This window comes from Brachybacterium sp. SGAir0954, from assembly GCF_005490785.1.
GTDB classification, from domain to species: Bacteria; Actinomycetota; Actinomycetes; order Actinomycetales; family Dermabacteraceae; genus Brachybacterium; species Brachybacterium rhamnosum.
In genome coordinates this window covers 2,653,560-2,679,602 of record NZ_CP027295.1, presented here as the reverse complement: position 1 = coordinate 2,679,602, position 26,043 = coordinate 2,653,560, and the positions used below count along the sequence as shown (strand labels likewise).

The window sequence follows — 26,043 nt, the reverse complement described above, 5'->3', positions numbered from 1 at the left end:
GCACCGGGCGCACGACGCAGGCGCGCCGCCCGCCGGGGAACCGGCTCCCGCGGTCCTGCTGGCGGTCACGGGAGCGGCGCCGGGCCCGGCCCGGAGGCGGGGTCCCGGCACCGATGCGGCTCAGGCGCCGGCGGCGTCGTCGGAGTGGACGAGGCTCACCGAGTTGATGCAGTACCGCTCGTCCGTCGGGGTGGGGAAGCCCTCGCCCTCGAAGACGTGGCCCAGGTGCGAGCCGCAGCGGGCGCAGCGCACCTCGACGCGCCGCATGCCCAGCGACGTGTCCTCGAGGAGCTCGACGGCGTCGGAGTCCGCGGGGGCGTAGAAGGCGGGCCATCCGCAGTGCGCGTCGAACTGGGTCTCGGCGGTGAACAGCTCGGCGCCGCAGGCGCGGCAGGCGTAGGTGCCGGCCTCGCGGACTTCCTCGTACTCGCCCGTGAAGGGGCGCTCGGTGGCGCCCTCGCGCAGCACCTGGTACGCGGCGGGGTCGAGGCGCTCGCGCCACTCCTCCTGGCTGATGGCCACGGGATAGGGGTGGGATCCGATGGGCTGGTGGGACACGTGGTCCTCCGATCTGCGGGAGCGGTCGCGGCGGGCGGTGGGAGCGCCGGGGGCGGCTCCGGGGGAGCGGGACCGGCCGTGCACACGACGTCGGGGACGTGCAGCTCGGGGCCGATCGCTCCCAGCGGGCGCCCTGACTCGATCCTAGGCCGATGTCTAGACTGCTGGGCATGAGCCGCGACACCTCCGGGACCACCCTCCGCCGCCGCGAGCAGGCCCCCCAGGAGCGTCGCACCTCCCTGCTCCCGCAGATCCGGTGGGCGGACGCCGCCGTCGTCGGAGGGATCGGCGCCGCCGGGGCCTTCGCCCTCAGCGCCGGGCTGCTCGCCCTCGGCGCGCGCGTCATGGCGCGCCTCCCGCTCGTGCCCCAGATGGGGATCCGCCAGCGGCCCGATCTCGCGGTCCGTGCCGTCTTCCCGGACCGTGTCCACCTCGACGAGTCCTCGGAGTCGCGCCGGGCCGGGTACCTCGCCCTGCGCCAGGGCGGGGGCGGCGTGCACCTCCGGCTGGGCCCCGTGGAGGGACGCCCGACGCCGCGCACCGTCGCCCGTCCCGTGCTCGCGAGGGACACGGACGCCCCGCTCCAGGTCGCCCGCACCAACGTCAACGGCTTCTTCTGGGCGGGCACCCCGTGGACGGCCCACGGCCTGCCCACCGAGGACGTCCAGGTCGACTCGCCGGTCGGGTACATGCCGGCGTGGCTGGTGCGGCCGGACGAGGCGGCGGGCTCCGCCCCGGGCAACGCCGACACCTGGGCGATCTTCGTGCACGGCCACGGCTCGACCCGCGGCGAGGCGCTGCGCAGCATCCCGCTCCTGCACCGCCTGGGGATCACGACGCTCGCGATCACCTACCGCAACGACGCCGGCGGCCCGGCCTCCGCCGACAGCATGTACCACCTCGGCTCGGACGAGTGGGAGGACACCGAGGCGGCGATCGAGTACGCGCTCGCGAACGGTGCCCGGCGCATCGTGCTCTTGGGCTTCTCGATGGGCGGCGGCATCGTCCTGCGCACTTCCGTGCGCTCCGCGCACCGCGAGGCGATCGCGGCGCTCGTGCTCGACTCCCCGGCCGTGGACTGGCAGGACATCCTCATCTACCACGCGACGGCGCTCAAGGCCCCGCGCCCCATGCGCCGGCTCGCGCTGTGGATGATGACCTCGAACCGGGGCGCGCGCATCGTGCGCCTCCACGAGCCGCTCGCGCTCGCCGAGATGACCCCCGACTTCTACGGCCGCACCCTGCGCCATCCCACGCTGCTCTTCCATGCGCTGGACGACGCGACGGTGCCGCCGGCCCCCAGCCGCCGGCTCGCCGCGCTGCTCCCGGACCTCGTGCGCTTCGAGCCCTTCGAGGGCGCGTCCCACACCCGCGAGTGGAACCGGGACCCCGGCCGCTGGGAGCGGATCCTCGCCGAGTTCCTCGTGGACACGCTCGATCTCGGGGTCGACGTCGGCGCGCTCGAGCTCCCGCTGCGGGACCCCGCCTCGCCGCCGCTGCCGCAGTCGGTCGGCACGCGGGTCTGAGCGGTCCCGGAAGGCGGTATCAGCCCCGTCGCCGCCAGCGCGGGATCATCGCCTCCTCGCCGAGCAGCAGCGAGTCCAGCGTCCAGCGCTGATCACGGGGCGCCCCGTCGATCACGTGCGGGGAGCTCCCTCCCACCGTGCGCGCCGTGACCGAGAAGCACAGCTCGTCGAGCCGACCCGCGGCGGCGAGCGTGCCCAGGGTGCCGGGCCCGCCCTCCGCCTGGATCGCGAGGAGGCCGCGCCCGGCGAGCACGTCGAGCGCCTCGACCGCGCCGGCGGCGGGGAGCACCTGCTCGGCCGGCAGCCCCGACCGCTCCCGGGCGGCGTCGAGGCCCGTCGCCGGGGTGAGCAGCAGCAGCGGCCAGTGCGCATCCAGACCCTCCGGGAGCTCACCGGTAGTGGAGAGCACGGCGAGCACGGGGGTGCGCGCACCGCCCGGTCGGTGGTCCCCGCCGGTGAGGTGCGCGTCCTCGGCCGGGTGCGTGTAGTCCTCGGCCCGCACGGTCCCCGCGCCCACGAGCACGACGTCCGCGAGGGCGCGCAGCACGCCGAAGACGAGCGAGTCGTCGGGATTGCGCAGCGGGCCGCTCGTGCCGTCGGCCCCGGTCACGGAGCCGTCGATCGTCGTGTTCATCATGGCGCGCACGCTCGTGCGGCCGGCGGGCGGCGCGTACAGCTCGGCGAGCGCGCGCGCCCCGGCGGCATCGTCGTCGATCCGGAGGGGGCGGGGGAGGAGGGCGCCGTCGCGCCGGACCAGCTGCAGGGAGCTCATGCCCCGATCATCCCGCACCTCCCCGTGGACCGGGACAGGCCCCGCGCGCCTCTACACTGGCCCGCGTGACCGCTGCCCTCGCCGACCGCCGCCCCGAGCCCACCCTGGACCGCCTCCTCGCGGACCTGGTGCCGCCGCCCCGGTTCGCGCAGGCGCGGCTGGAGACCTATCGCCCGGACCCCGAGCACCCCTCCCAGCAGCAGGCCAAGGAGCGGATCACGGCCTTCGCCGCAGAGCTCTCCCGCCCGCGGAAGGCCGGTCTGCTCTCGCGGCTGCGCCGGCAGAGCACCGAGGCGCGCGGCATCTACCTCGACGGCGGCTTCGGCGTGGGCAAGACCCACCTGCTGACGTCCCTCTTCCACGCCGTGCCCGGCAAGCGGGTCTACGGGACCTTCGTGGAGTACACGGACCTCGTGGGGGCGCTCGGCTTCCAGCGGGCCGTGGACCTGCTGGGCGAGAGCGTCCTGGTGTGCATCGACGAGTTCGAGCTCGACGACCCCGGCGACACGCTGCTCATGACCCGTCTGATCCGTGAGCTCTCCGACCGGGGCGTCGCCGTCGCGGCGACCTCGAACACCCTGCCGGAGGCGCTCGGCGAGGGACGCTTCGCCGCCCAGGACTTCCTGCGCGAGATCCGCTCCATGTCCGAGCGCTTCGACGTCATGCGCATCGACGGCGAGGACTACCGGCGCCGGGACGGGATCCGGGAGATCTCGGCGCTCCCCACCGAGCGGGTGCGCGAGCACGCCGCCGCGCAGGAGGGAGCGACCCTCGACTCCTTCGAGGGCCTGCTCGACCACCTCGCGACCCTGCACCCCTCCCGCTACGGCGCCCTCATCGACGAGGTGACCGCGGCGCACGTGACCGGGCTGCGCGTGCTCAGCCACCACCACCATGCGCTGCGCTTCGTCGTGCTCGTGGACCGGCTCTACGACCGCGAGGTGCCGATGCTGGTCTCCGCGGAGGACGACGCCGCCGTGGTGCCGACCCTGTTCACCGAGGAGCTGCTGCGCAGCGGTTACCGCAAGAAGTACTACCGCTCGCTCTCGCGGCTCGCCTCGCTCGCCCACGACGGGCTCGCGCTCGCCGAGGAGCCCGCGGGGCGCTGAGCCGGGCCCGGGACCCGGGGGTCGGCGGGTCAGACGGTGCGCGCCACGAGGACTCCCGGGCCGTCCAGCCCCGTCACGCCGCCGCCGTCGGCCCCGCGGAGCGGCGCGCCGAAGCGGGCGAGCACCTCGCCCGCGACGGGGAGCGTCGCCCGGCCCTCACCCCGATGGGCGAGCACGGCGACGTCGCCGCGGCGCAGGAGCACGGTCTCCTCGGCGAGCACCTCGACGCTCGTCGCCCGCAGATCGGGGTCGCGCAGGGCGGGCAGGGCGCGGCGCAGGCCGATCAGCGTGCGGTACCAGGCGAGCATGCGCGCGTGCTCGTCCCGGGAGCGCTCCTCCCAGCGCAGGATCGAGGCGGTGAAGGTCGCGCGGTCCTGAGGGTCGGGGACCTCCTCCGCCCAGCCCATCCGCGAGAACTCCTCGGTGCGGCCCGCGGTGACGAGCCGTCCCAGCTCCTCGTCGTGGTCGGTGACATAGGCGAAGGGGGTCGAGGCGGCCCACTCCTCTCCCTGGAAGAGCATCGGGGTGCCCGGTCCCAGGAGGATCAGCGCGGCCGCCGCGGCATGGCGCCGCGGGTCCAGTCCGTGGTGGATGCGGTCGCCGGCGGCGCGGTTGCCCACCTGGTCGTGGTCCTGGAGGAAGGTGACGAAGGAGTGGGAGTCGTAGTCCGCCGAGGCCGGGTCGACGGGGGCGCCCCAGTCCTGACCGCGGAAGCTCGAGTAGCCGCCGTCGTGGAGGAACACCCGCGTCAGGACCGTCGCGAGCACCTCGGCGGAGCCGAAGTCCTCGTAGTAGCCCTCCCGCTCCCCGGTGATCCAGGCGTGGACGCCGTGGTGGACGTCGTCCGCCCACTGCATGTCCATGCCGAGGCCGCCGCCCGCGACCGGGCTCACGGTCGCCGGGTCGTTGCGGTCGGACTCGGCGATCAGGAGCAGGGGACGTCCGGTCTCGCGCTCCCAGCCCTCCACGGCGAGCGCGAGCTCGGCGAGGAAGGGGAGCGCGGAGTCGTCGTGCAGCTCGTGCACGGCGTCGAGCCGCAGTCCGTCCAGGCCCATCCCCACGAGCCACTGGTGGGCGGCGCCGATCAGGAACGCCCGGACCTCCGGCGACCCCGGCTGGTCGAGGTTCACGGCCTCGCCCCAGGGTGTGTGGTGGCGGTCGGTGAAGTAGGGACCCTGCAGGCCGAGGTAGTTCCCGGCGGGCCCCAGGTGGTTGAACACCACGTCGAGCAGCACGGCGATCCCGCGCCGGTGGGCGGCGGCGACGAAGCGGGCGAGGGCCGCGGGCCCCCCGTACGCGGCGTGGACCGCATACAGCCCCACCCCGTCGTAGCCCCAGCCGCGGTCCCCGGGGAAGGCCGCGAGCGGCATGAGCTCGACCGCGTCCACCCCGAGCTCCACGAGCTCGTCCAGACGCCCGATCGCGGAGTCCAGGGTGCCGCCGCGGCCGTCCGGCCCGGGGGTGAAGGTCCCCACGTGCAGCTCGTACAGGACACGGCCCCGCAGCGGGCGACCCTCCCAGGGGGAGCCCTCCGCGGCGAGCGAGCGGAGCGCCGCGAGGTCGACGACCTCGCTCTCGCCGTGGACGCCGTCGGGCTGGGACAGCGAGCGCGGATCGGGGATCCACGGTCCGTCCCCGTCCAGCCGGAAGGCGTAGCGCTCGCCGGGGTGGGCGGGGGAGTCCGGCAGCGTGTGCCAGCCCCGCTCGTCCCGTCGCAGGGACGAGACCTCACCGTCGCGGCGGATCTCGACGTGCTCGGCCGACGGTGCCCAGACCGCGTGGCCACCGGCGAGATCGTGGGAGACGGGCGGCGGCGTGCCGGTCATCGTCCCGCCCCCTCCGCCTCGCGGACCAGCAGGGCGACGGGCAGCTCCTCGAGCAGCTCCCGCAGCGGCACGAGGCCGCCCTCGACGTCCCGCCCGGTGAGCAGATCCCGCCAGCGGCCCTCGGGCAGGGAGAGCCGCGCATCGCCCCAGCCGCCGCGCTGGGCGAGACCGTGCGCGAGGCGCGTGGCGACCGTGACCGCCTCGAGGGGCCCCTCGTCGACGGCACGGCCGAAGGCGACGGCGTGGGAGGTGGTGGTCGGCAGCGGGCGGTAGGCGGCGTGGCGGCCGGCGAAGAGCTCCGGCCGCTCCCGGCGCAGGCCCAGCGCGCGGTGCGTGAGCCAGAGCTTCTCGTCGCCCACGCCGCCGGCTCCGGCGCCCTCGATCATCCGCTCGAGCCGCGCCGCATGGGCCGCATGGTCGACGGGACGACGGTTGTCGGGATCCACCAGGGACAGGTCCACGGTCTCGTTGCCCTGGTAGACGTCCGGCACGCCCGGCATCGTGAGCTGCACGAGCTTCTGGCCCAGGATCGCCGCCCGCTGGGCGGGCAGGGTGCGTCGGGTCCAGTCGGAGAGGACGGCGTCCACCTCGGGGGAGGCGAGCGCCGCCCGCGCGAGGTCCTGGACCTCCTGCTCGTAGGCGGTATCCGGCTCGGTCCAGCTGGTGCGGGTCTTCGCCTCGCGCATCGCCTTCTCGAGGTAGCCGGTGAGGCGCTCCTCGGTGATCCGCGGGGCGTCCGCCCCGGGCAGGTCCCAGCACGCCGCGAGCACCTGCCACAGCAGCAACGCGATCGCGCCGTCGACCCGGTCGCCGCGCGATCCGGCGGTCGCCTGCTCGAGCGCCTGCACCGTCACGGCCCAGTCGAGCGGCGCCTCCGTGAGCACCGCGAGCCGCGCGCGCACGTCCTCGCTGCGCTTCGTGTCATGGGTGGACAGCGTGGTCATCGAGTCCGGGCGGGTGCGGACCATCATCAGGGCGTGGTCGTGGAGGTCGTCCGGCTCCACCCCGATCCGGTCCGGGTCCGCGCCGACCTCCGTGACGGGCAGGAAGCGCGGGTAGCGGTAGAAGGCGGTGTCCTCGTGCGCCTTCGCGTGGACGGGCCCGCAGGTCTGCGCGAAGCGCACCACCACCTCGGCGCGGTCGGCGCTCGCCGTGCGTCCCGCGCTGCCCACCTCGTCGCCGCACACCAGGGCGACGACGAGCTCGAGCGTCGCGACGACGTCCTCGTCCTCCCCGAGCGCGAGCCGTGCGCGCGCGGCGGCGTGCTCGATCACGGCCCGCTCGGAGCCCGGCGCGGGCTCCCCGGGCACGATGTACGCGCGGTAGCGGTCCATCGAGCCCAGCAGCGCGACGACGACCTTCTGCAGGTTGCGCCGGGTCGTGTCGCGCAGGCGGATGTCCTCCTGGCAGATGCGGTGGATGAGGGAGGTGAGCCTCTCGATCTCCGCCCACAGGCTCGTGGACACGACGAGCCGGGTCGACTCCTCCGCGACCTGGTCGAAGCTGCGCTGGTCGCCGGTCATCCGCTGCCAGAGCTGCGTGAGCCCGAGCGCACCCCGCGGGTCGTGGAACAGACCGCCCACCCGCCACAGGGCGTCGTAGCCCGTCGTCCCGTCGCACGGCATGTCCCCGGGCAGGGTCTCCTCGCCCTCGAGGATCTTCTCCACGACGGTCCAGGCGGCCCCGCTCGCCGCCTCGAGGTCCCGCAGGTACCCACGGGGGTCCGCGAGGCCGTCGGGATGGTCGATGCGGTAGCCGTCGATCACGCCCTCGCCCTGCAGCCGCAGCAGGGTCGCGTGCGTGGCCTCGAAGACCTCGGGCAGCTCGACCCGGATCGCGGCGAGGGTGTCCACGTCGAAGAAGCGCCGGTAGTTCAGCTCGTCGTCCGCGACCTTCCAGTAGGCGAGGCGGTACCACTGGCGCTCGAGGAGATCGGCGAGGCCCAGGTGCTCGGTGCCCGCCGCGAGCGGCAGGACGTGGTCGAAGTAGCGCAGCACCTGCTCCTCGCGGGCGGTGCCGTCGCCCTGCGGGATCATCGCGGTCCCGACGGAGAGCTCGCCGTCGGCGAGCACGGAGCCGATGGGCCGCCCGAGCACGGGCACGAGGATCCCCTGCCCCGCGGGGTCGAGGTCGAACCAGTCGGCGAAGGGGGAGGCGGGGCCGTCCCGCAGCACGGACCACAGGGCGTGGTTGTGCCAGATCGGCGTCGGGATCGCCATGTGGTTCGGGACCACGTCGACGATCATTCCCATGTCGTGCTCGTGGGCGGCGGCTGCGAGCCGGTGCAGCGCCTCCTCCCCGCCGATGTCCTCCGAGACGCGACGGTGGTCGACGACGTCGTAGCCGTGCATCGACCCGGGGGCGGCCTGCAGCACGGGGGAGCAGAACACGTGGCCGACCCCGAGCCGCGCGAGGTAGGGCACGAGCGCGGCGGCGTCGTCGGCCGTGAACCCCGCGTGCAGCTGCAGGCGGTAGGTCGAGGTGGGCGGTGCCGGGCGGTCCACGGCGGGGACGGCTCCGGTGCGATGGGCGGTGGTCACGGTGTGCCTCCCGGGGATCGATGGTCCGGCGGCTCCCCGGCCCGGTGCCGGGGAGCGCTCTTCAGCCGTGCGGGTGGTCTCAGCCCTGGTCCGTGCCGGCGGGGTCCTCGATCGCCGGCCGCATGAGCAGCAGCATCGAGTGCGCGGGGCGCGTGATCGTGGTCCCCGCGGCCAGCTCGGTGTCCACCTCGTCCTCGCCGTCGGTGCCGAGGACGGTGGTCCACACGGGGCCGTGGTCCTCGCCGGGCAGCGTGAACTCGACCCCGTTCCCGGAGGCGTTGAACAGCAGCAGGGCGGAGTCGTCGACGATCTGGGCGCCGCGGGCGTCCGGCTCCGGGATCGCCGAGCCGTTGAGGAACACCGTGAGGCACTTGTTCTCCGCGGCGTTCCAGTCCTCGTCCGTCATGGGGGCGCCGTCGGTGCCGATCCACTCCACGTCGGGGAGGCTCGAGGCGGAGCCCTCGCGCACCACGCCCTGCAGGAACCGCCGGCGGCGGAAGATCGGGTGCTCGCGGCGCAGGGCGATCATCCGCTGCGTGAACCAGAGCATGTCCATCTGGTCCGGCTCGAGCTCCCAGTGCATCCAGGAGATCTCGTCGTCCTGGCAGTAGGTGTTGTTGTTGCCGCCCTGCGTGCGGCCCATCTCGTCGCCGTGGAGGATCATCGGGACCCCCTGGCTGACGAGCAGCGTCGCCATGAGGTTCTTCGCGCGGCGCAGGCGGAGGTCGAGCACCGTGCGGTCGTCCGTCGGCCCCTCCGCACCCGAGTTCCAGGAGCGGTTGTGGGACTCGCCGTCGTTGCCGCCCTCGCCGTTGGCCTCGTTGTGGCGCTCGTTGTAGGAGACCAGGTCGCGCAGCGTGAAGCCGTCGTGGGCGGTGACGAAGTTGATCGAGGCGATGGGGGTGCGCCCGGTGTGCTGGTAGAGGTCCGAGCTGCCGGCCAGGCGGGAGGAGAACTCGCCGATCATCCCGGCCTCGGAGCGGTGGAAGTCGCGCACCGTGTCGCGGAAGCGGCCGTTCCACTCCGACCACAGCGGCGGGAAGCCGCCCACCTGGTAGCCGCCCTCGCCGAGGTCCCAGGGTTCCGCGATGAGCTTGACCTGGGAGATGATCGGGTCCTGCTGGATGATGTCGAAGAAGGCGGAGAGCCGGTCCACCTCGTGCAGCTCCCGGGCGAGCGTCGAGGCGAGGTCGAAGCGGAAGCCGTCCACGTGCATCTCGGTGACCCAGTAGCGCAGCGAGTCCATGATCAGCTGCAGCACGTGCGGGGTGCGCATGAGCAGCGAGTTCCCGGTGCCGGTGGTGTCGTAGTAGTGCGCCCTGTCCTCCTCCACGAGGCGGTAGTAGGACGCGTTGTCGATGCCGCGGAAGGAGAGCGTGGGCCCCATGTGGTTGCCCTCGGCGGTGTGGTTGTAGACCACGTCGAGGATGACCTCGATGCCCGCCGCGTGGAGGTTCTTGACCATGGTCTTGAACTCCTGGACCTGCTGGCCCCGGTCCCCGGCGTAGGCGTACTCGTTGTGGGGCGCGAAGAAGCCGATGGTGTTGTAGCCCCAGTAGTTGCGCATCCCCTTCTCCACGAGGTGGCCGTCCTGCACGAACTGGTGCACGGGCATGAGCTCGACGGCGGTGACCCCGAGCTCGGTGAGGTGCTCGATGATCGCGGGGTGCCCCATGGCGACGTAGGTGCCGCGGATCGACTCGTCGACGTCGGGGTGGAGCATCGTCAGGCCCTTGACGTGCGCCTCGTAGATCACGGTGTCGTGGTACTCGTGGGCGGGGGAGTGGTCGCTGCCCCAGTCGAAGTAGGGGGAGACGACGACCGAGTGCATCGTGTGCGCCGCGGAGTCCTCCGTGTTGCGCGCCTCGTGGTCCTCGAAGTCGTAGCTGTACAGCGAGGGATGGTTGCTGGCCATCCCCGAGATCGCCTTCGCGTACGGGTCCAGCAGGAGCTTGCTGGGATCGCAGCGCAGGCCGGCGGCCGGGTCGAAGGGACCGTGCACGCGGTAGCCGTAGCGCTGCCCGGGCTGCACCGCGGGAAGGTAGACGTGCCAGACGAAGGCATCGACCTCGGTGAGCTCGATGCGTGTCTCGGTGCCCGCGTCGTCGAGCAGGCACAGCTCCACGCGCTCGGCGACCTCTGAGAACAGGGCGAAGTTGGTGCCGGAGCCATCGAAGGTGGCTCCCAGGGGATACGACTGACCGGGCCAGATCTGCATGGGCACAGGCTAGCGGCACGGGGCCGGGGAACTCCCGTGAGCCGCACTCCTGGTCGGTTCCGCGGCCGAGTCGTGACCGGGGGGGGCGAGGCCCGGGGACGACGAAGGCCCCGGCGTGAGCCGGGGCCTTCGGATGGTGGGCGATACTGGGATCGAACCAGTGACCTCTTCCGTGTCAGGGAAGCGCGCTACCGCTGCGCCAATCGCCCGGTGCGCCCTGGGGCGCGGGGGAGGGATGGAGCGGACGACGGGACTCGAACCCGCGACCCTCACCTTGGCAAGGTGATGCTCTACCAACTGAGCCACGTCCGCACATCGGCCAGGCCGACGAAGAGCAACATTAGACCGACCTGCGGGTCGAGGCAAACCGAGGGGCCCGGTCGTGGCCGAGGTCACCGTCCTGCGCCGTCGTCCTGCCTGTGCGGCGCCCGCGCCGTCCCTGCGGAGCCGGCGGCCCGCCCTCGGGTGCGCGTCGGGGGCCGACGGGAGCGGCGAGGGGGAGGGGCGCCGTGACGACGTAGGTCACATCGGATCTGGTCCGGAGCTCGCCGAGGAGCGTGTAGGCTGTTCCAGGTCCGCTCGAGAGAGCAGGCCCCCGAGGGCGATTGGCGCAGGGGTAGCGCGCTTCCTTCACACGGAAGAGGTCACTGGTTCGATCCCAGTATCGCCCACGCAGGATCCCTGTGGATCCCGCACTGCGGACGTGGCTCAGTTGGTAGAGCATCACCTTGCCAAGGTGAGGGTCGCGGGTTCGAGTCCCGTCGTCCGCTCCACAGGGACGGCGCGCCCGACGAATCGTCGGACGCGCCGTCTCCGTATCGAGGGTGCACCGCACCCCGTGGTGGGTTGGCCGAGAGGCGAGGCAACGGCCTGCAAAGCCGTGTACACGGGTTCGAATCCCGTACCCACCTCCACCGCGTCCCCCCGGGACGCGGAGCGGGCGATTGGCGCAGCGGTAGCGCGCTTCCCTGACACGGAAGAGGTCACTGGTTCGATCCCAGTATCGCCCACCGACACGAGCCCCCGGCCGGGAGTCATCCCGGCCGGGGGCTCGTCCGTGTCCCGGCTCAGCGGGCGGGAGGGGCCGCTAGCTCCGGCGGTCGGCCGTCGGCGCTGAGGGACCGCGCCACGAAGCCCGCGGCGAGCAGCTCGCGCACCGCGCCCGCCAGCGCGTCCAGGTCCACCGCGGGCGTCGCTGCAGGGACGGCCACGCACTGCGGGATCCGCAGGAACGCGGGCTCGAGCAGGCGCCAGCCCGGGGACGCCCGGAGCGCGGCCGTGAGCGGGTCCCGGATCCCCGTGATCACGTCGAGCGCCGGGTCCTCGCCCGGCAGCGGGTGCTCGGGCAGGGGGACCAGCTCGGCGCTGCCGACCATGCGCGCGAGATGCAGGTGCAGCGCGGAGCCCCGCTTGGTGCCGATGCGGAGCCCGGGGCGGTCGACCTCGTCGGCGACCGTGGGCGGTGCGGCCTCCGGGACGGCGAAGCATCCCTCGATCATCACGTAGGGATCCGTGAAGGCGAGCGTCCGGGAGCGCTCGGGGTCGTGGGCGAGGAAGCCGAGATCCGCCGCGCCCGCCTCGAGGGCCTCCACGGCGTCACGGGCGGCGGTCACCGCCCGCAGCTCCACCGCGCGGCCGGCGCGCCGAGCGAGCTCCCGCGCGAGGTCGACGCTCACGCCCCGCGGGTCCTCCGGGTCGCCGTGCGCGAGCACCGCGTTGCCGAGGTTGATGACCGCGCGCAGCGGTGCGTCGTCCGATCTCCGTGCGTCGCCCATGACCTGACCCTAGGACGGGTCCCCGGGACGGGACGAGCCCCGGACCTCGAGGAGGTCCGGGGCTCGCGACGCAGCGGGGCGGTCAGGCCCGCGCGGGGCCGTCCTCGGGGGACGCGCCCGCCTCGACGGTCGACTCCGCGGTGGCGGACGACGCCGCCTCCGAGGAGGTGCCGGCCGACGTCGCCGGGCGGCCGTCGGACAGACGCTTCGCGTCCTCCGGCGTCACCTCGACCACGGCCTCGACCGTGTGCAGGGCGAAGGGCTCGCCGTCGTGCTCGTCGATCGCGGACTCGATCGCGTCCTCGAGCACGTGCCGCGCGAGGCGGTTGCGGATCATGAGCGGGTCCTTCGAGAGATCCTTCCAGATCGCCACGCACAGCAGCAGCATGACCAGGACGAACGGCAGCGAGGACACGATCGTGATGTTCTTCAGGCCGTTGAGGGCCTCCGCGGGCTCGTCACCGCCGGCCAGCAGCATGATCGCCGCGACGGCGCCGGTCGCGACGCCCCAGAAGACGACCGCCTTGCGGGTGGGCTCCTCCGCGCCGTGCTCGGAGAGGCCGCCCATGACGATGGAGGCGGAGTCCGCGCCGGTGATGAAGAAGATCGCCACGAGCACCACGGCCAGGACCATGAGGATGATGGTCACGAAGCCGGGGACGGGCAGGGCGTCGAGCGTCGAGAACAGGATCGTGTCGAAGTTGATGTCCGGCACGCCGTCCACGACCTTCGAGAGCATCGAGCCCTCGTCCTGGGCGCGCTCGGCGCGCTCCTGGATGCCGATCGCACCGCCGCCGAAGATCGAGAACCACAGCAGGGAGACGACCGAGGGGACCAGCAGCACGCCGGTGACGAACTGACGGATCGTGCGGCCGCGGGAGATGCGGCCGATGAACAGGCCCACGAAGGGGCACCAGGAGACCCACCAGGCCCAGTAGAAGACGGTCCAGCTGCTCATCCACTCGGCGAGCGACTCGTCACCGGCGGCAGCGGTGCGCGAGGCCATCTGCGGGAGCTGGTCGATGAAGCCGCCCACGGCGTTCGGGATCACGTTGAGGATGAAGAGCGTCGGGCCGCCCACGAAGACGATGACCGCGAGGACCACGGCGAGCACCATGTTGGTGTTGGAGAGGAGCTGGATGCCCTTCTCGATGCCGGAGACCGCGGAGGCCACGAAGCACGCGGTGAGGACCGCGATGATGAGGACGAGGACCGGGGAGGTCACCTTCTCCATGAGGCCCGTGGAGGTGATGCCGCCGCCGATCTGCAGGGCGCCGAGACCCAGCGAGCAGGCGGAGCCGAACAGCGTCGCGAGGATGGCGAGGATGTTGATGATGCGGCCGCCCACGCCCTCGGAGACCCGCTCGCCGAAGATCGAGGCGAACATCGCGGAGAACAGCTGGGCGCGGCCCAGGCGGTAGGTGCCGTAGGCCATGCCGAGGCCCACGATCGCGTACATGGCCCACGGGTACAGGGTCCAGTGGAAGAGCGTCGTGCCCATGGCGGTGGTCATCGCCTCGGGGGTCTGCGCCTCGACCGTGCCCGGCGGCGGGGACATGTAGAAGAACAGCGGCTCGCCCACGCCGTAGAAGATGAGGCCGATGCCCATGCCGGTCGCGAACATCATGGAGATCCACGAGGCGGTCTTGAACTGCGGCTCCTCGCCGTCACGGCCCAGCGGGATGCGGCCGAAGCGCGAGAACGCGACGACGAGCACGAAGATCGTGAAGACGGAGGCGGCGATGACGTACAGCCAGCCGAAGTTGCCGATGACGCCCGCGAGGGCGCTGTCCGCGACCGCGCCGAGGCCGGCGGGGGAGACGAGCCCCCAGATCACGAAGGCGATCGCGAGGACGGCGGCGACGCCGAACACGATGCGGTCGGTGCCCTGGGTGTGCTTCCGTCTGCGCCGTGGCTTCGCGTCGCGGAGATCGTCGAGGAGCTCCTTGGTCGTCTGTGTGTTCTGACTCATGGGGAACGTCGCCTCGGGCGGCCGCGATCGGGGATCGGCCGGAGGAGGGACGACTCCTTCCTGGGGTCGGGGATGTCGTTCCCGGACACCATAGCGGCGGCCGAAACGGTCAGAAGCGGCGAAAAGCGAGGTCGGTCCGGTCCGGGGCATGTCTGACGTGCACCGATTCACCCCGGGGGAGTGATGCCGGTCTCATCGTCCCGGGCGTGGTGAGGGCCCCGTCGGCCCGGATCGGGGTCGTGGTCGGAGACGGTTCCCCGATACCATCGGCCGCGGAGCCGGCATCGTCGGCCGGCTCGACCCGCACACCAAGGAGCATCCCGTGGCCCAGATCGCCATCACCCTCGACGGTTCACCCCAGCGAATCGAGGAGGGGACCACGGGCACGACGCTCTTCGAGGGCACCGCCTCGATCGTCGCGCTGCGCATCGACGGCGAGCTGCGTGACCTCGCCACGGCGCCCGTCGAGGGCCAGGTCGTCGAGGGTGTCGACATCTCCAGCCCCGACGGCCTCTCGATCCTGCGCCACAGCACCGCCCACGTGCTCGCGCAGGCCGTGCAGAAGGTCAACCCCGAGGCGAAGCTCGGCATCGGACCGCCCATCACCGACGGTTTCTACTACGACTTCGACGTCGCCGAGCCCTTCACCCCCGAGTCGCTCAAGGCGCTCGAGAAGGAGATGGGTCGCATCGTCAAGGAGGGCCAGCGCTTCGTCCGCCGCGAGATCAGCGACGACGCCGCCCGCGCTGAGGAGGCCGCCGAGCCCTACAAGCTCGAGCTGATCGGCCTGAAGTCCACCGCCGACGACGCCGGCGAGGGCGCGAGCGTCGAGGTCGGCGCGGGCGGCCTGACCATGTACGACAACGTCAACCGCCGCGACGAGGTCGTCTGGACCGACCTCTGCCGCGGCCCCCACCTGCCCACCACCAAGCTGATCGGCAACGGTTTCGCGCTCACCCGCTCGGCCGCCGCCTACTGGCGCGGCAGCGAGAAGAACCCGATGCTGCAGCGCGTCTACGGCACCGCCTGGCCCACCAAGGACGAGCTCAAGGCGCACCAGCAGCGCATCGCCGAGGCCGAGCGCCGCGACCACCGCCGCCTGGGCAGCGAGCTGGACCTCTTCTCCTTCCCGGACGAGATCGGCTCGGGCCTGCCGGTGTTCCACCCCAAGGGCGCCATGATCAAGATGGAGATGGAGGACTACTCGCGCCGTCGTCACGTCGAGGCCGGCTACTCCTTCGTCTCGACCCCGCACATCACGAAGAAGAACCTCTTCGAGACCTCCCGCCACCTCGAGTGGTACGCCGAGGGCATGTACCCCCCGATGCACGTGGACGAGGAGGTGGACGCCGACGGCAACGTCACCAAGCAGGGCCAGGACTACTACCTCAAGCCTATGAACTGCCCGATGCACAACCTCGTCTACCGCTCCCGGGGCCGTTCCTACCGCGAGCTCCCGCTGCGGCTGTTCGAGTTCGGCAGCGTCTACCGCTACGAGAAGTCCGGCGTGGTGCACGGACTGACCCGCGCGCGCGGCTTCACCCAGGACGACGCGCACATCTACACCACCCGCGAGCAGATGAAGGAGGAGCTGACGAGCCTGCTCGGCTTCGTCCTCGATCTCCTGCGCGACTACGGGCTCGACGACTTCTACCTCGAGCTCTCCACCCGCGACCCCGAGAAGTCCGTGGGCGACGACGCCACCTGGGAGGAGGCGACCCGCACCCTCGAGGAGGTCGCCACGGCCTCCGGGCTGGAGCTGGTCCCCGATCCGGGCGGCGCCGCCTTCTACGGCCCCAAGATCTCCGTCCAGGTGAAGGACGCGATCGGTCGCACCTGGCAGCTCTCCACGATCCAGCTCGACTTCTTCGAGCCCGAGCTGTTCGAGCTCGAGTACACGGCGACCGACGGCTCCCGCCAGCGGCCCGTGATGATCCATCGTGCGCTGTTCGGGTCGATCGAGCGCTTCTTCGGTGTGCTCCTGGAGCACTACGCCGGCGCGTTCCCCGTGTGGCTGTCCCCGGTGCAGGTGGTCGGCGTCCCCGTCGCCGCCGAGTACGCGCCCTACCTCGAGGAGATCGCGACGAAGCTCCGGGAGCGCGGCGTGCGCGTCGTCGTCGACGACTCCGACGACCGCATGCAGAAGAAGATCCGCACGCACACCAAGGAGAAGGTGCCCTACCTGCTCATCGCCGGCGGCGAGGACCAGGAGAAGGGCGCGGTCTCCTTCCGCCTGCGCGACGGCAGCCAGGACAACGGCATCCCCGTCGACGAGGCCGTCGAGCGGATCGTCGCCGCGATCCGGGACAAGGCGCAGGTGTGAGCGAGGCCCCCGAGCCCACCGTCGAGGACGCCCGCGGCTTCGCGGGCGTCCCCGACACCACGCAGCGCCTGTGGACCCCGCACCGGATGACGTACATCGGCGGGAAGGACAAGCCCGAGGACCCGGACGACGCCGAGCAGTGCCCGTTCTGCTCCGCGCCGGGCCGCGGTGACGAGGACGCGCTCGTCGTCCATCGCGGCGAGGTGGCGTACGTGATCCTCAACCTGTACCCGTACAACACCGGTCACCTCCTCGTGTGCCCGTACCGCCATGTCGCGGACTACACGGATCTCACCGAGGCGGAGGTCGCGGAGGTCGCCGCCCTCACGCGGACCGCGATGCGCGTGGTCCGCGAGGTGTCCTCGCCCGCCGGATTCAACCTCGGCATGAACCAGGGGGAGGTCGCCGGGGCGGGCATCGCCGCGCACCTGCACCAGCACGTCGTCCCGCGCTGGATGGGGGACGCGAACTTCCTGCCCATCGTCGGCCGCACCAAGGCGCTGCCGATCCTGCTCGCGGACACCCGCGCGATGTACGCCGAGGCCTGGCCCGCCTGAGGGCCGGGCGGTCCGCGGGCGGGACGGGGCGCTGGGCTACGATGCGACAGGTCGACGGGCGCGCCGGGGGAGGCGCGCCGCACCACCGCCGCGGGAGGAGACCGGAGCGATGAGCACGATGCCGGCGCCGCCGCGCGCACCGCAGCCGGGCCCCGCCGGTCCCGGCACCGCGACGGTGGGGCCGTCGGACGGGTACGGATACGACGTCCAGCGGGTCGACCCCCAGGGGCCGGGCCGCCTCAGCGAGCCCCGGGGCCAGGAGCGTCGACCGCGCCGTGCTTGGGTGCAGCGCCTCTACTGGATCCTCTCCCTGCTGGGGCTCGCCGCCACCGGTGCGGCCGTCTGGTTCTTCGTCATCCGCCCGCTCGGGCTCGGGACCTCCCTGGTCGCGTTCACCTCGGCGCTCGTGCCGGTCTCGATCGTGCTCACCGCCGTGTGGTGGGTGGACCGGTACACGCCCCAGCCGCGGATCACGCTCGTGTACGCCTTCGTCTGGGGCGCTGCCGGCTCGGTGGCGCTGACCTTCGTCATCGGCGGCGTCTTCACGGAGCTGGCCCTGCCGGAGGCGGAGCCGGGATCCGTGACCGAGAGCTTCCTCGGCGCCGCCGTGCAGGCGCCGCTCGTCGAGGAGTCGATGAAGGCCCTGGGCCTCGCGGCGCTGCTGATCTGGGGTCGGCGCTTCCTGGGCGGGCCGATCGACGGCGTCGTCTACGCCGTGCTCATCGCCGCGGGCTTCGCGTTCACCGAGAACATCCTCTACTTCGGCCGCTCCTTCCACGAGGCGCAGGCCGCCGGCACCGTCGACGTCTTCTGGCAGACCTTCCTCCTGCGCGGGCTGCTCTCCCCCTTCGCCCATGCCTCCTTCACGGCCCTGTGCGGGCTGGGCCTCGGCATCGCGGCCGAGCGCCGCTCGCTCATGCTGTACTTCGGGCTCGGCCTGGGCGGCCTCTCGCTGGGCATGTCCCTGCACGCGCTCTGGAACGGCTCGAGCTTCTTCCTCGAGCCGGATCCCGAGCACCCGCTCGCCGGCTTCCTGCGCTACTACCTGACCGTGCAGGTCCCGATCTTCCTGCTGCTCGTCGCGATCGTGCTCTTCCTGCGGCTGCGGGAGAAGCGGATCCTGCGCCGCCAGCTCTCCGAGTACGGCCGCGCCGGCTGGTTCTCGCCGGCGGAGGTCGAGGTGCTCATCTCCATGAGGGGCCGCGCCCGCGCCGAGCGCTGGGCCGCGCGCCACGGCGCCGTCGCCCGGATGGCGATGCACGATCTCATCCTCGCCTCCGTCGAGCTGGGCATGGAGCGCCACGGCGTGCTCCAGGGCCGTCCCACCGAGCGCACACGCCGGCGCGAGCGCGAGCTGCTCGAGCGGATCACCGTGGACCGCCGCCAGGTCTCCGCCCTCGAGCGGCCGGTGGTGCGCGGCGCGGGGACCTCCGCCCCCGTGCCCGTATGATGGTGCGGCGGTCCGCACCTCCCGCGGGTCCGCACGCGCTCGGCTCACCGTGCGCGGGAACTCGCTGATTCCTTCGAGAGGGGACCGATGTCCGGGCACTCCAAGTGGGCGACCACGAAGCACAAGAAGGCTGCCATCGATGCGAAGCGCGGCAAGCTTTTCGCCAAGCTGATCAAGAACATCGAGGTCGCCGCGCGTGTGGGCGGTCCCGACCTGGCCGGCAACCCCACGCTCTTCGACGCCGTCCAGAAGGCGAAGAAGTCCTCCGTCCCCAACGACAACATCGACCGCGCCGTCAAGCGCGGCGGCGGGCTCGACGGCGGCGGCGTCGACTACCAGACGCTCATGTACGAGGGCTACGCCCCCGGCGGCGTCGCCCTGCTCGTCGAGTGCCTCACGGACAACAAGAACCGTGCGGTCTCCGAGGTGCGTCTCGCCTTCACCCGCAACGGCGGCAACATGGCGGACTCCGGCTCGGTGTCCTACATGTTCAACCGCAAGGGCGTCGTCACGGTGCCCAAGGAGGGCAACACGGAGGACTCCCTGCTCGAGATCGTCCTGGACGCGGGCGCCGAGGAGATCACCGACGAGGGCGAGACCTTCGAGATCCTCTCGGAGGCGAGCGACGTGGTCGCGGTGCGCACGGCGCTCCAGGAGGCCGGCGTCGACTACGACAGTGCCGAGGCGCAGTTCGTGCCGAACCTCCGCACCCCCGTGGACCTCGAGGGAGCGCAGAAGGTGTTCCGCCTCATCGACGCGCTCGAGGACAGCGACGACGTCCAGAACGTCTACTCCAACGTCGACATCCCCGAGGATGTCGCCGCGCAGCTCGACGCGGAGGACTGATCGCGAGATGAGCCTGCGCGTCCTCGGTGTGGACCCCGGGCTCACGCGCTGCGGCTACGGAGTGATCGACGCGGGCTCCGGCCGCAGCGCCTCCCTCGTGGACGTGGGGGTCGTGCGGACCTCCCCGGAGGACACGATCGACGTGCGCCTGCTCGCGATCTCCCGCGGGCTCGAGGCCAAGATCGAGGAGCACGCCCCGGACGTCGTCGCCATCGAGCGGGTCTTCGCCCAGGCGAACACCCCGACGGTGATGAGCACGGCGCAGGTCACGGGGGTCGCGATCGTGCTCGCCGCCCAGCGCGGCATCCGCATCGCCCTGCACACGCCCTCCGAGGTGAAGGCCGCCGTCACCGGCAGCGGGCGGGCGGACAAGAAGCAGATCCAGGCCATGCTCGTGAAGCTGCTGCGGCTGGACGCCGCGCCGCAGCCGGCGGACGCCGCGGACGCCGTCGCGATCGCGCTCACCCAGCTGTGGCGCGGGCCGGGACCGGTGCGCCGCGACGCGAGCGGCGGGGCGCGCACGAGCGCCCAGTCCGTGTGGGCGGAGGCGGAGCGCGCCGCGCGGCGCGCCCGGGACACCTCGACCTCCCGCTTCTGATCGAACAGCTGTTCTAAGGTGGTCGCGTGATCGCAACCCTGACCGGGACCGTGGCCTCGATCGGCCTGGAATCCCTCGTGCTCGACGTCCATGGTGTGGGCTACCTCGTCCGCACCACGCCCGCCGCCCTCGCGCAGACCGGCCACGGCGCCGAGCTCACACTGCACACCGAGCTCGTGGTCCGCGAGGACTCGATGACGCTCTTCGGCTTCCCGTCCGCGCAGGACGCCGACGCCTTCCGCGTCGTGCAGTCCGTGAGCGGCATCGGCCCCCGTCTCGCGCTGTCCGTGCTCGCCGTGCTCTCCCCGGACGACCTCGCCCGCGCCGTCGCGGAGCAGGACGTCAAGAGCATCACCCGCACACCGGGCATCGGCCCCAAGGTCGCCAGCCGCATGATCCTCGAGCTCGGCGGCAAGCTCGCCCTCCCCGCGGAGCCCGAGGGCGGCGCACCCGTCGGCGCGCCGGCCCCCGCCGCGTCCGCCGCCGTGGACGCCCAGGTCGTCGAGGCGCTCGTGGGACTGGGCTGGCCGGAGAAGTCCGCCGCCGGGGCCGTGGAGCGCCTGCGTGCCGAGGCCGGCGAGGAGACGGAGCTCGAGCCCGCGTCCCTGCTGCGCACCGCCCTCCAGTCGCTCGGCGGTGCCCGGTGACGGCGGAGGGTGCGGACGGGATCGACGCGACCGCCGACGTCCCCGCGGAGGACGGCGTCGCGCTCACGAGCGCGACCTCCGGCGCCCTCGAGCGGGCGGCCGAGGCGGCCCTCCGGCCGCGCCGGCTCGCGGACTTCGTGGGGCAGGAGGTCGTGCGGGAGCAGCTCTCCCTCGTCCTGGACGCGGCACAGGCGCGCGGTCGCGCCCCGGAGCACATGCTCCTCTCGGGCCCTCCCGGCCTCGGCAAGACCACCCTCGCGATGATCATCGCCGCGGAGCTCGGCGCCCCGCTGCGGATCACCTCGGGGCCGGCCGTCCAGCACGCGGGGGACCTCGCCGCGATCCTCTCCTCCCTCGAGGAGGGCGAGGTGCTGTTCATCGACGAGATCCACCGCCTCGCACGCCCCGCCGAGGAGATGCTCTACATCGCGATGGAGGACTTCCGCGTCGACGTGATGGTCGGCAAGGGCGTCGGGGCGACCTCGATCCCGCTCGAGCTGCCGCCGTTCACGGTGGTCGGGGCGACGACCCGCGCGGGGTTGCTGCCGGCACCGCTGCGCGACCGCTTCGGCGTCGTCGGGCACCTGGACTACTACCGCGCCGAGGAGCTGCACCGCGTGGTGCTCCGCAGCGCGGGCGAGCTCGGCGTGGACATCGAGGGCGGCGCCGCCGCGGAGATCGCCTCCCGCTCCCGCGGCACGCCCCGCATCGCGAACCGGCTCCTGCGCCGGGTGCGCGACTGGGCGCAGGTGCGCGGCACGGGGGACCTGGACCTGGAGGCCGCCCGCTCCGCGCTCGCCATGTACGAGGTGGACGAACGGGGCCTGGACCGCCTGGACCGTGCGGTGCTCAGCGCCCTGTGCCGACGCTTCGCCGGGGGACCGGTGGGGCTGTCCACCCTCGCCGTCGCGGTGGGCGAGGAGACGGAGACCGTGGAGACCATGGTCGAGCCGTACCTCGTGCGGGAGGGGTTCCTCGTGCGGACCCCCCGGGGCCGGGCCGCGGCGACGGCCGCCTGGGAGCACCTCGGGCTCGAGGCGCCGCAGGGCGGCTCCGGCGCTGCCCCCATGCTCGGCAGGTTCTGAGCCGCGCCCGCCTCGGGGCACGGGAGCGGGGGTCCTGAGGGTGGGACTCCCACCGGACTCGGAGGGAGCGGCGGGTACAGTGGTCCGGTCAGCCGTCCGCGGCCGGTGGAGCCGCGTCACGTGCGCGGGCTGCCCGGTCCGTCGAGAGGATCTTCGTGGATCTCCTGCCCCTCCTGCTCATCTTCGCCGTCATGCTCGTGCCGCTGATGTTCATGTCCAGCCGTCAGCGCAAGGCCCAGCGCGAGCAGCAGGCGAAGGTCGCCCAGCTCGGCGTCGGCGACGAGGTCCGCACCCATTCCGGCTTCTACGGGCTGATCGTCGAGGAGTTCGACGACGTCGTGATCCTCGAGTCCGAGAACGGCGCCCAGACCAAGTGGGCCCGCCAGGCGATCGCCGGGGCCGTCGCGCCGACCGAGGACTCCGCCGCCGCCGCCGAGGACGACGACGCCGTCGTCGAGGGGACCGCGACCGACGCGGACACCGCCTCCGACGCGCCCGTCGAGCCCGTCGAGCCCGTCGAGGACGGCACCGTCCCCGGCGTCACCGCCCGGGACACCGACACCACCACCGACGGCCGTCGCGACGCCTGAGGCGCCCCCGCGCCCCGGCTCCCGCCGCACACCGAGGAACCCCGCTCCATGCCCGTTCGTCGCATAGCCCTCACGGCGCTCGCGGTGCTGATCCTGCTGCTCGGCGGTGGGATCGGCGCCGGGGTGCAGTGGGGCGGCTGGAACGCCGCCCCCAAGCTCGCCCTCGACCTCGAGGGCGGCACGCAGATCATCCTGCAGGCCCAGACCACCGACGGCTCGACGATCGACCGCGACGCCATGGAGCAGGCGCGGCAGATCATCAGCCAGCGCGTGAACGCCATGGGCGTCGCGGAGACCGAGATCTCCGTGCAGGGCGGCACGAACATCGTCATCGACGTGCCGGGCACGCTGGACCAGGCGACGTCCGACGCCCTGCGGCAGACGGCCGCCATGGCCTTCCGACCGGTGCTCGGCGCGGTCGCCCCCGAGGGGGACGGCAGCGCCCTGCCCTCCGACGGCGGCGGTGCCTCCGACGCCGGAGGCGACAGCGGCACGGGGGAGACCTCGAGCGCTCCCGCGGACCCCGCGCAGGGGCAGTTCACCGGGGCGCTCTCCTCGGACCAGACCCTCGCGGACCAGGCCGGCACCGATTCCGGTGAGCCCGCCGCCTGGTCCCTCGACCAGCTCGACGCGGACGTCCAGGCCGAGCTCGGCGCCGTCGACTGCACCGATCCCTCCGCGCAGCAGGAGCGGATCGCCCAGGCGAAGTCCGACGAGCCGATCGTGGCGTGCGCACCGGACGGCTCCGCGAAGTACCTGCTGGGCCCCGAAGTCGTCCCCGGCTCGGCGGTCGAGGACGCGAGCGTCGGCGCGGAGACCAGCTCGACCGGCCAGGCGACCGGCTACTACCTCGTGAACATGCGCTTCACGGACGCCGTCGGCCAGGACTTCGCGGACATGACCTCCGCGCTGTACAACGGCCAGGGCGCGACGAGCGCCTTCGCGATCGTGCTCGACGGCCTCGTGATCTCCGCGCCCACGGTCGAGGAGCCGTCCCCGGGCGGCGAGGCCTCGATCTCGGGCAACTTCACCCAGGACCAGGCGTCCCAGCTCGCCGACCAGCTGAAGTTCGGCGCGCTCCCGATCCAGCTCGACGTCGCCTCGGAGCAGCAGATCTCCGCGACGCTCGGCGCCGACCAGCTGACGATGGGCCTCATCGCCGGCCTGATCGGTCTCGCGCTCGTCGTGCTCTACGCCTTCCTGCAGTACCGCGTGCTCGCCATCGTCACCACCTCGAGCCTCGCGATCATGGCGGTGCTCACCTACGCGGTGCTCACTGTGCTCTCGAACCTCCCGGAGATCGGGTACCGCCTCTCCCTCGCGGGCGTCGCCGGCCTGATCGTCGCGATCGCCTTCACCGCGGACTCGTTCATCGTCTACTTCGAGCGCGTCCGTGACGAGATCCGTGAGGGCCGCGGGATCGTCGCGGCCGTCGATCACGGCTGGGACCGTGCCCGGCGCACCATCCTCGCCTCCGACGCCGTCAACCTCGTGGCGGCCGTGGTGCTGTACGTGCTCTCCACGGGCGGCGTGCGCGGCTTCGCCTTCGTGCTGGGCGTGACGACCGTGCTGGACCTCGTGGTCGTCTTCCTCTTCACCCATCCGGTGCTGCAGGCACTCGCCCGCACGCGCTTCTTCGGCAAGGGGCATCCGATGAGCGGGCTGGACCCCGCGGTGCTGGGACGCTCCGTGCCCGCCTATGCGGGGCGCGGCCGCCTCCGGGACGCCGAGGAGCGGCGCGAGACGATCGCCGAGCGGAAGGCGCGGCTCGCGCGCGAGTCCGCCGAGGAGTCCGGCGCGACCGAGCAGGAGGACGAGCGATGAGCGCGACCCTGGCCCAGCTGGGCAACTCCCTCCACGACGGCACCCGCTCCGCGCCGATCGTGCGGCGCCGCCGCCTGTGGTACCTGATCAGCGTCGCCGCGGTGCTCCTGCTCGGCACGCTCGCCGTGCTGCGCGGCCCCAATCTCGGGATCGAGTTCACCGGCGGCTCCGAGTTCCAGATCTCGGGGGTCCAGGACACCTCGCAGACCGCCGCCCGCGACATCGTGCGCGAGCACGTGCCGGACTCCGAGCCGAAGGTGACGGTGCTCGGCGGGAGCACGGTGCGCGTGCAGACCGAGCAGCTGGACTCGTCGGAGACCTCCTCGCTCGCCGCCGACCTCGCCGCGGGCTACGACGTGGAGTCCTCCGCGGTCTCGACCTCGTACATCGGCCCGGTCTGGAGCCAGGACATCACGCAGAAGATGCTCCGCGGCATCCTCGTGTTCCTGGTCCTCGTCGCGATCGGCATGGCCCTGTACTTCCGGGACCTGCGGGCCTCCGGCGCCGCGATGATCGCCCTGATCCACGACATGCTGCTCACCGCGGCCGTGTACGGGGTGGTGGGCTTCGAGATCACGCCGAGCACGGTGATCGGCTTCCTGACGATCCTCGGCTACTCGCTCTACGACACGATCGTCGTCTTCGACAAGGTGCGCGAGAACACCGCGGGGATGCGGGTGCTCAACGGACCCGACTACGCCGACCGGGTGGAGCTCGCCGCGAACCAGACCCTCGTGCGCTCGCTGAACACGTCCGTGGTCGCGCTGCTGCCCGTCGGCTCGATCCTTGTGATCGGCGCCTTCGTGCTGGGAGCCGGCACCCTCAAGGACATCTCGCTCGCCCTGTTCGTGGGCATCCTCGTGGGCACCTACTCCTCCGTCTTCCTCGCCCCGGGGCTGCTCGTGGACCTCCACCGGCTCACCTCCCGCTCGCCGCGCGAGCCCGTCGCCCCGGAGCGCCGCACGACGCTCGCCGAGCGCCGTGCCGCCGAGCAGCGGGCGACGGCCGACGGGACCGAGGTCGGCCCCGGCATCGAGGAGGGGACCGACGAGGCTCCCGACGACGAGACTGCCGACGGCGAGGACACGGTCAGCGAGCACACGTCCGAGGACCCTGCCTCGCCGGGTGACGCCACGCCGGTCTCCGAGGACGACGGGTCGTCCCCGAGCGCCGCCCCCGCCCGCCGTGTGCAGCCCCGCCGCAGCACCCGCAGCGGCCGATCCCACTCCCGACGAGGACAGCGATGAGCACCCACCAGGACGCCCCCGGATCCGCGCGGCTCGCGGAGATCCTCGCGACCCGGATCGACGAGTACCCCGACTTCCCGGCCCCGGGGGTCCTGTTCCGCGACATCACCCCGCTCCTGCGGGACGCCGGTGCCTTCCGCGAGATCATCGCGCACTGGCGGGCGATGATCCCCGAGGGCGTGGAGTACGTGGTGGGCACCGAGGCGCGAGGCTTCGTGCTCGGCGCCCCCCTCGCCTTCGAGCTGGGCGCGGGCTTCATCCCCGTGCGCAAGGCCGGCAAGCTCCCCGGGTCACCGGCGAGCCTCCGCTACGACCTCGAGTACGGCAGCGCCGAGGTGCAGATCCCTGAGGGCTCGCTCCCGGCCGGGGCGCGCACCCTGGTGGTCGACGACCTGCTCGCCACCGGCGGCACGGCGGCGGCCACGATCGAGCTCACCCGGAGCTTCGGCGTCGAGCTCGTGGGGGCGTCCTTCCTGATCGAGCTCGAGGGCCTCGGCGGTCGCGAGAAGCTGCCCGCCGACGTCCCCGTCACGACCGTCTGGTCGATCCCCGACTGACCGCTCCCGGTCGGCCCCGGCCG

20 protein-coding genes and 6 tRNA genes are annotated in these 26,043 nt (G+C 72.7%); 17 read left to right on the top strand and 9 right to left on the bottom strand.

The window, feature by feature from the left end; translation table 11 throughout:
- Positions 1-120: 120 nt before the first annotated feature.
- Positions 121-558, bottom strand: coding sequence for a peptide-methionine (R)-S-oxide reductase MsrB (gene msrB / locus C1N80_RS12020; RefSeq protein ID WP_137770979.1), 438 nt, complete (start codon positions 556-558; stop codon positions 121-123).
- Positions 559-728: 170 nt separating this feature from the next.
- Between msrB and C1N80_RS12015 the strand changes: the two genes are divergently transcribed.
- Positions 729-2,084, top strand: a complete 1,356-nt coding sequence (locus tag C1N80_RS12015) for a S9 family peptidase (RefSeq protein ID WP_137770978.1) — start codon at positions 729-731, stop codon at positions 2,082-2,084.
- A gap of 19 nt (positions 2,085-2,103) precedes the next feature.
- Here C1N80_RS12015 and C1N80_RS12010 read toward each other — a convergent pair whose 3' ends face one another.
- A complete protein-coding gene (locus C1N80_RS12010) occupies positions 2,104-2,856 on the bottom strand; it encodes a dihydrofolate reductase family protein (protein WP_240811115.1) in 753 nt (250 codons plus the stop codon).
- 65 nt (positions 2,857-2,921) lie between these two features.
- Between C1N80_RS12010 and zapE the strand changes: the two genes are divergently transcribed.
- Positions 2,922-3,965, top strand: a complete 1,044-nt coding sequence (gene zapE, locus C1N80_RS12005; protein WP_137770977.1) for a cell division protein ZapE — start codon at positions 2,922-2,924, stop codon at positions 3,963-3,965.
- A gap of 29 nt (positions 3,966-3,994) precedes the next feature.
- Here the strand turns inward: zapE and treZ are convergent, their stop codons facing one another.
- The 5 genes from treZ to C1N80_RS11980 all read right to left on the bottom strand — a co-directional run bounded on the left by treZ (position 3,995) and on the right by C1N80_RS11980 (position 10,861).
- Positions 3,995-5,791: a malto-oligosyltrehalose trehalohydrolase gene (gene treZ / locus C1N80_RS12000; RefSeq protein ID WP_137770976.1), complete on the bottom strand. Its 1,797-nt coding sequence runs from the start codon at positions 5,789-5,791 to the stop codon at positions 3,995-3,997.
- Positions 5,788-8,331: a malto-oligosyltrehalose synthase gene (gene treY, locus C1N80_RS11995; protein ID WP_168198102.1), complete on the bottom strand. Its 2,544-nt coding sequence runs from the start codon at positions 8,329-8,331 to the stop codon at positions 5,788-5,790. Before treY ends, treZ begins: the two co-directional genes overlap by 4 nt.
- Positions 8,332-8,410: 79 nt before the next feature.
- Positions 8,411-10,549, bottom strand: a complete 2,139-nt coding sequence (glgX, locus tag C1N80_RS11990) for a glycogen debranching protein GlgX (protein WP_137770974.1) — start codon at positions 10,547-10,549, stop codon at positions 8,411-8,413.
- Positions 10,550-10,683: 134 nt separating this feature from the next.
- A tRNA-Val gene (locus tag C1N80_RS11985) sits at positions 10,684-10,758 on the bottom strand.
- 27 nt (positions 10,759-10,785) lie between these two features.
- Positions 10,786-10,861 (bottom strand) — tRNA-Gly (locus C1N80_RS11980).
- Between the two features lie 287 nt (positions 10,862-11,148).
- Between C1N80_RS11980 and C1N80_RS11975 the strand changes: the two genes are divergently transcribed.
- The 4 genes from C1N80_RS11975 (at position 11,149) to C1N80_RS11960 (ending at position 11,559) form a co-directional block, all read left to right on the top strand.
- Positions 11,149-11,220: transfer RNA gene (locus C1N80_RS11975), tRNA-Val, on the top strand.
- Between the two features lie 26 nt (positions 11,221-11,246).
- Positions 11,247-11,322, top strand: a tRNA-Gly gene (locus C1N80_RS11970).
- 67 nt (positions 11,323-11,389) lie between these two features.
- Positions 11,390-11,463 (top strand) — tRNA-Cys (locus tag C1N80_RS11965).
- Positions 11,464-11,487: 24 nt separating this feature from the next.
- Positions 11,488-11,559: transfer RNA gene (locus C1N80_RS11960), tRNA-Val, on the top strand.
- A gap of 57 nt (positions 11,560-11,616) precedes the next feature.
- Here the strand turns inward: C1N80_RS11960 and C1N80_RS11955 are convergent.
- Positions 11,617-12,324 carry a transporter substrate-binding domain-containing protein gene (locus tag C1N80_RS11955; RefSeq protein WP_137770973.1) on the bottom strand — a complete coding sequence of 236 codons (708 nt, stop codon included), beginning with the start codon at positions 12,322-12,324 and terminating at the stop codon, positions 11,617-11,619.
- A gap of 82 nt (positions 12,325-12,406) precedes the next feature.
- On the bottom strand, positions 12,407-14,200 hold the full coding sequence (locus C1N80_RS11950) for a BCCT family transporter (RefSeq protein WP_370297287.1): 1,794 nt from the start codon (positions 14,198-14,200) through the stop codon (positions 12,407-12,409).
- A 418-nt stretch (positions 14,201-14,618) separates the two neighbouring features.
- Between C1N80_RS11950 and thrS the strand changes: the two genes are divergently transcribed.
- The 11 genes from thrS (at position 14,619) to C1N80_RS11895 (ending at position 26,020) form a co-directional block, all read left to right on the top strand.
- Entirely contained in the window at positions 14,619-16,619 is a 2,001-nt protein-coding gene (gene thrS / locus C1N80_RS11945; protein ID WP_137770971.1) for a threonine--tRNA ligase, read from the top strand.
- Positions 16,616-17,176 carry an HIT domain-containing protein gene (locus C1N80_RS11940; protein WP_137770970.1) on the top strand — a complete coding sequence of 187 codons (561 nt, stop codon included), beginning with the start codon at positions 16,616-16,618 and terminating at the stop codon, positions 17,174-17,176. Before thrS ends, C1N80_RS11940 begins: the two co-directional genes overlap by 4 nt.
- A gap of 283 nt (positions 17,177-17,459) precedes the next feature.
- A complete protein-coding gene (locus C1N80_RS11935) occupies positions 17,460-18,626 on the top strand; it encodes a PrsW family intramembrane metalloprotease (protein ID WP_240811114.1) in 1,167 nt (388 codons plus the stop codon).
- An 87-nt stretch (positions 18,627-18,713) separates the two neighbouring features.
- Positions 18,714-19,472: a YebC/PmpR family DNA-binding transcriptional regulator gene (locus C1N80_RS11930; RefSeq protein WP_137770968.1), complete on the top strand. Its 759-nt coding sequence runs from the start codon at positions 18,714-18,716 to the stop codon at positions 19,470-19,472.
- Positions 19,473-19,479: 7 nt separating this feature from the next.
- Complete coding sequence (gene ruvC / locus C1N80_RS11925) at positions 19,480-20,070, top strand: crossover junction endodeoxyribonuclease RuvC (protein WP_137770967.1); 591 nt, start codon at positions 19,480-19,482, stop codon at positions 20,068-20,070.
- A gap of 26 nt (positions 20,071-20,096) precedes the next feature.
- On the top strand, positions 20,097-20,717 hold the full coding sequence (gene ruvA, locus C1N80_RS11920) for a Holliday junction branch migration protein RuvA (protein ID WP_137770966.1): 621 nt from the start codon (positions 20,097-20,099) through the stop codon (positions 20,715-20,717).
- Positions 20,714-21,802: a Holliday junction branch migration DNA helicase RuvB gene (gene ruvB / locus C1N80_RS11915; RefSeq protein WP_168198101.1), complete on the top strand. Its 1,089-nt coding sequence runs from the start codon at positions 20,714-20,716 to the stop codon at positions 21,800-21,802. The genes ruvA and ruvB overlap by 4 nt, the downstream gene beginning before the upstream one ends.
- Before the next feature lie 155 nt (positions 21,803-21,957).
- On the top strand, positions 21,958-22,392 hold the full coding sequence (yajC, locus tag C1N80_RS11910; protein ID WP_137770965.1) for a preprotein translocase subunit YajC: 435 nt from the start codon (positions 21,958-21,960) through the stop codon (positions 22,390-22,392).
- 48 nt (positions 22,393-22,440) lie between these two features.
- Positions 22,441-24,216, top strand: a complete 1,776-nt coding sequence (secD, locus tag C1N80_RS11905; protein ID WP_137770964.1) for a protein translocase subunit SecD — start codon at positions 22,441-22,443, stop codon at positions 24,214-24,216.
- A complete protein-coding gene (secF, locus tag C1N80_RS11900; protein WP_137770963.1) occupies positions 24,213-25,463 on the top strand; it encodes a protein translocase subunit SecF in 1,251 nt (416 codons plus the stop codon). Before secD ends, secF begins: the two co-directional genes overlap by 4 nt.
- Positions 25,460-26,020, top strand: a complete 561-nt coding sequence (locus tag C1N80_RS11895; protein ID WP_137770962.1) for an adenine phosphoribosyltransferase — start codon at positions 25,460-25,462, stop codon at positions 26,018-26,020. Before secF ends, C1N80_RS11895 begins: the two co-directional genes overlap by 4 nt.
- Positions 26,021-26,043: the final 23 nt, after the last annotated feature.

What these genes read in the sequence shown, in the direction of transcription:
- C1N80_RS11930 (WP_137770968.1), top strand. Translation starts at nt 18,714, where the DNA reads ATGTCCGGGCACTCCAAGTGGGCGACCACGAAGCACAAGAAGGCTGCC.
- C1N80_RS11955 (WP_137770973.1), bottom strand. Translation starts at nt 12,324, where the DNA reads ATGGGCGACGCACGGAGATCGGACGACGCACCGCTGCGCGCGGTCATC.
- secF (WP_137770963.1), top strand. Translation starts at nt 24,213, where the DNA reads ATGAGCGCGACCCTGGCCCAGCTGGGCAACTCCCTCCACGACGGCACC.
- C1N80_RS12015 (WP_137770978.1), top strand. Translation starts at nt 729, where the DNA reads ATGAGCCGCGACACCTCCGGGACCACCCTCCGCCGCCGCGAGCAGGCC.
- C1N80_RS11895 (WP_137770962.1), top strand. Translation starts at nt 25,460, where the DNA reads ATGAGCACCCACCAGGACGCCCCCGGATCCGCGCGGCTCGCGGAGATC.
- glgX (WP_137770974.1), bottom strand. Translation starts at nt 10,549, where the DNA reads ATGCAGATCTGGCCCGGTCAGTCGTATCCCCTGGGAGCCACCTTCGAT.
- ruvC (WP_137770967.1), top strand. Translation starts at nt 19,480, where the DNA reads ATGAGCCTGCGCGTCCTCGGTGTGGACCCCGGGCTCACGCGCTGCGGC.
- secD (WP_137770964.1), top strand. Translation starts at nt 22,441, where the DNA reads ATGCCCGTTCGTCGCATAGCCCTCACGGCGCTCGCGGTGCTGATCCTG.
- C1N80_RS12010 (WP_240811115.1), bottom strand. Translation starts at nt 2,856, where the DNA reads ATGAGCTCCCTGCAGCTGGTCCGGCGCGACGGCGCCCTCCTCCCCCGC.
- treZ (WP_137770976.1), bottom strand. Translation starts at nt 5,791, where the DNA reads ATGACCGGCACGCCGCCGCCCGTCTCCCACGATCTCGCCGGTGGCCAC.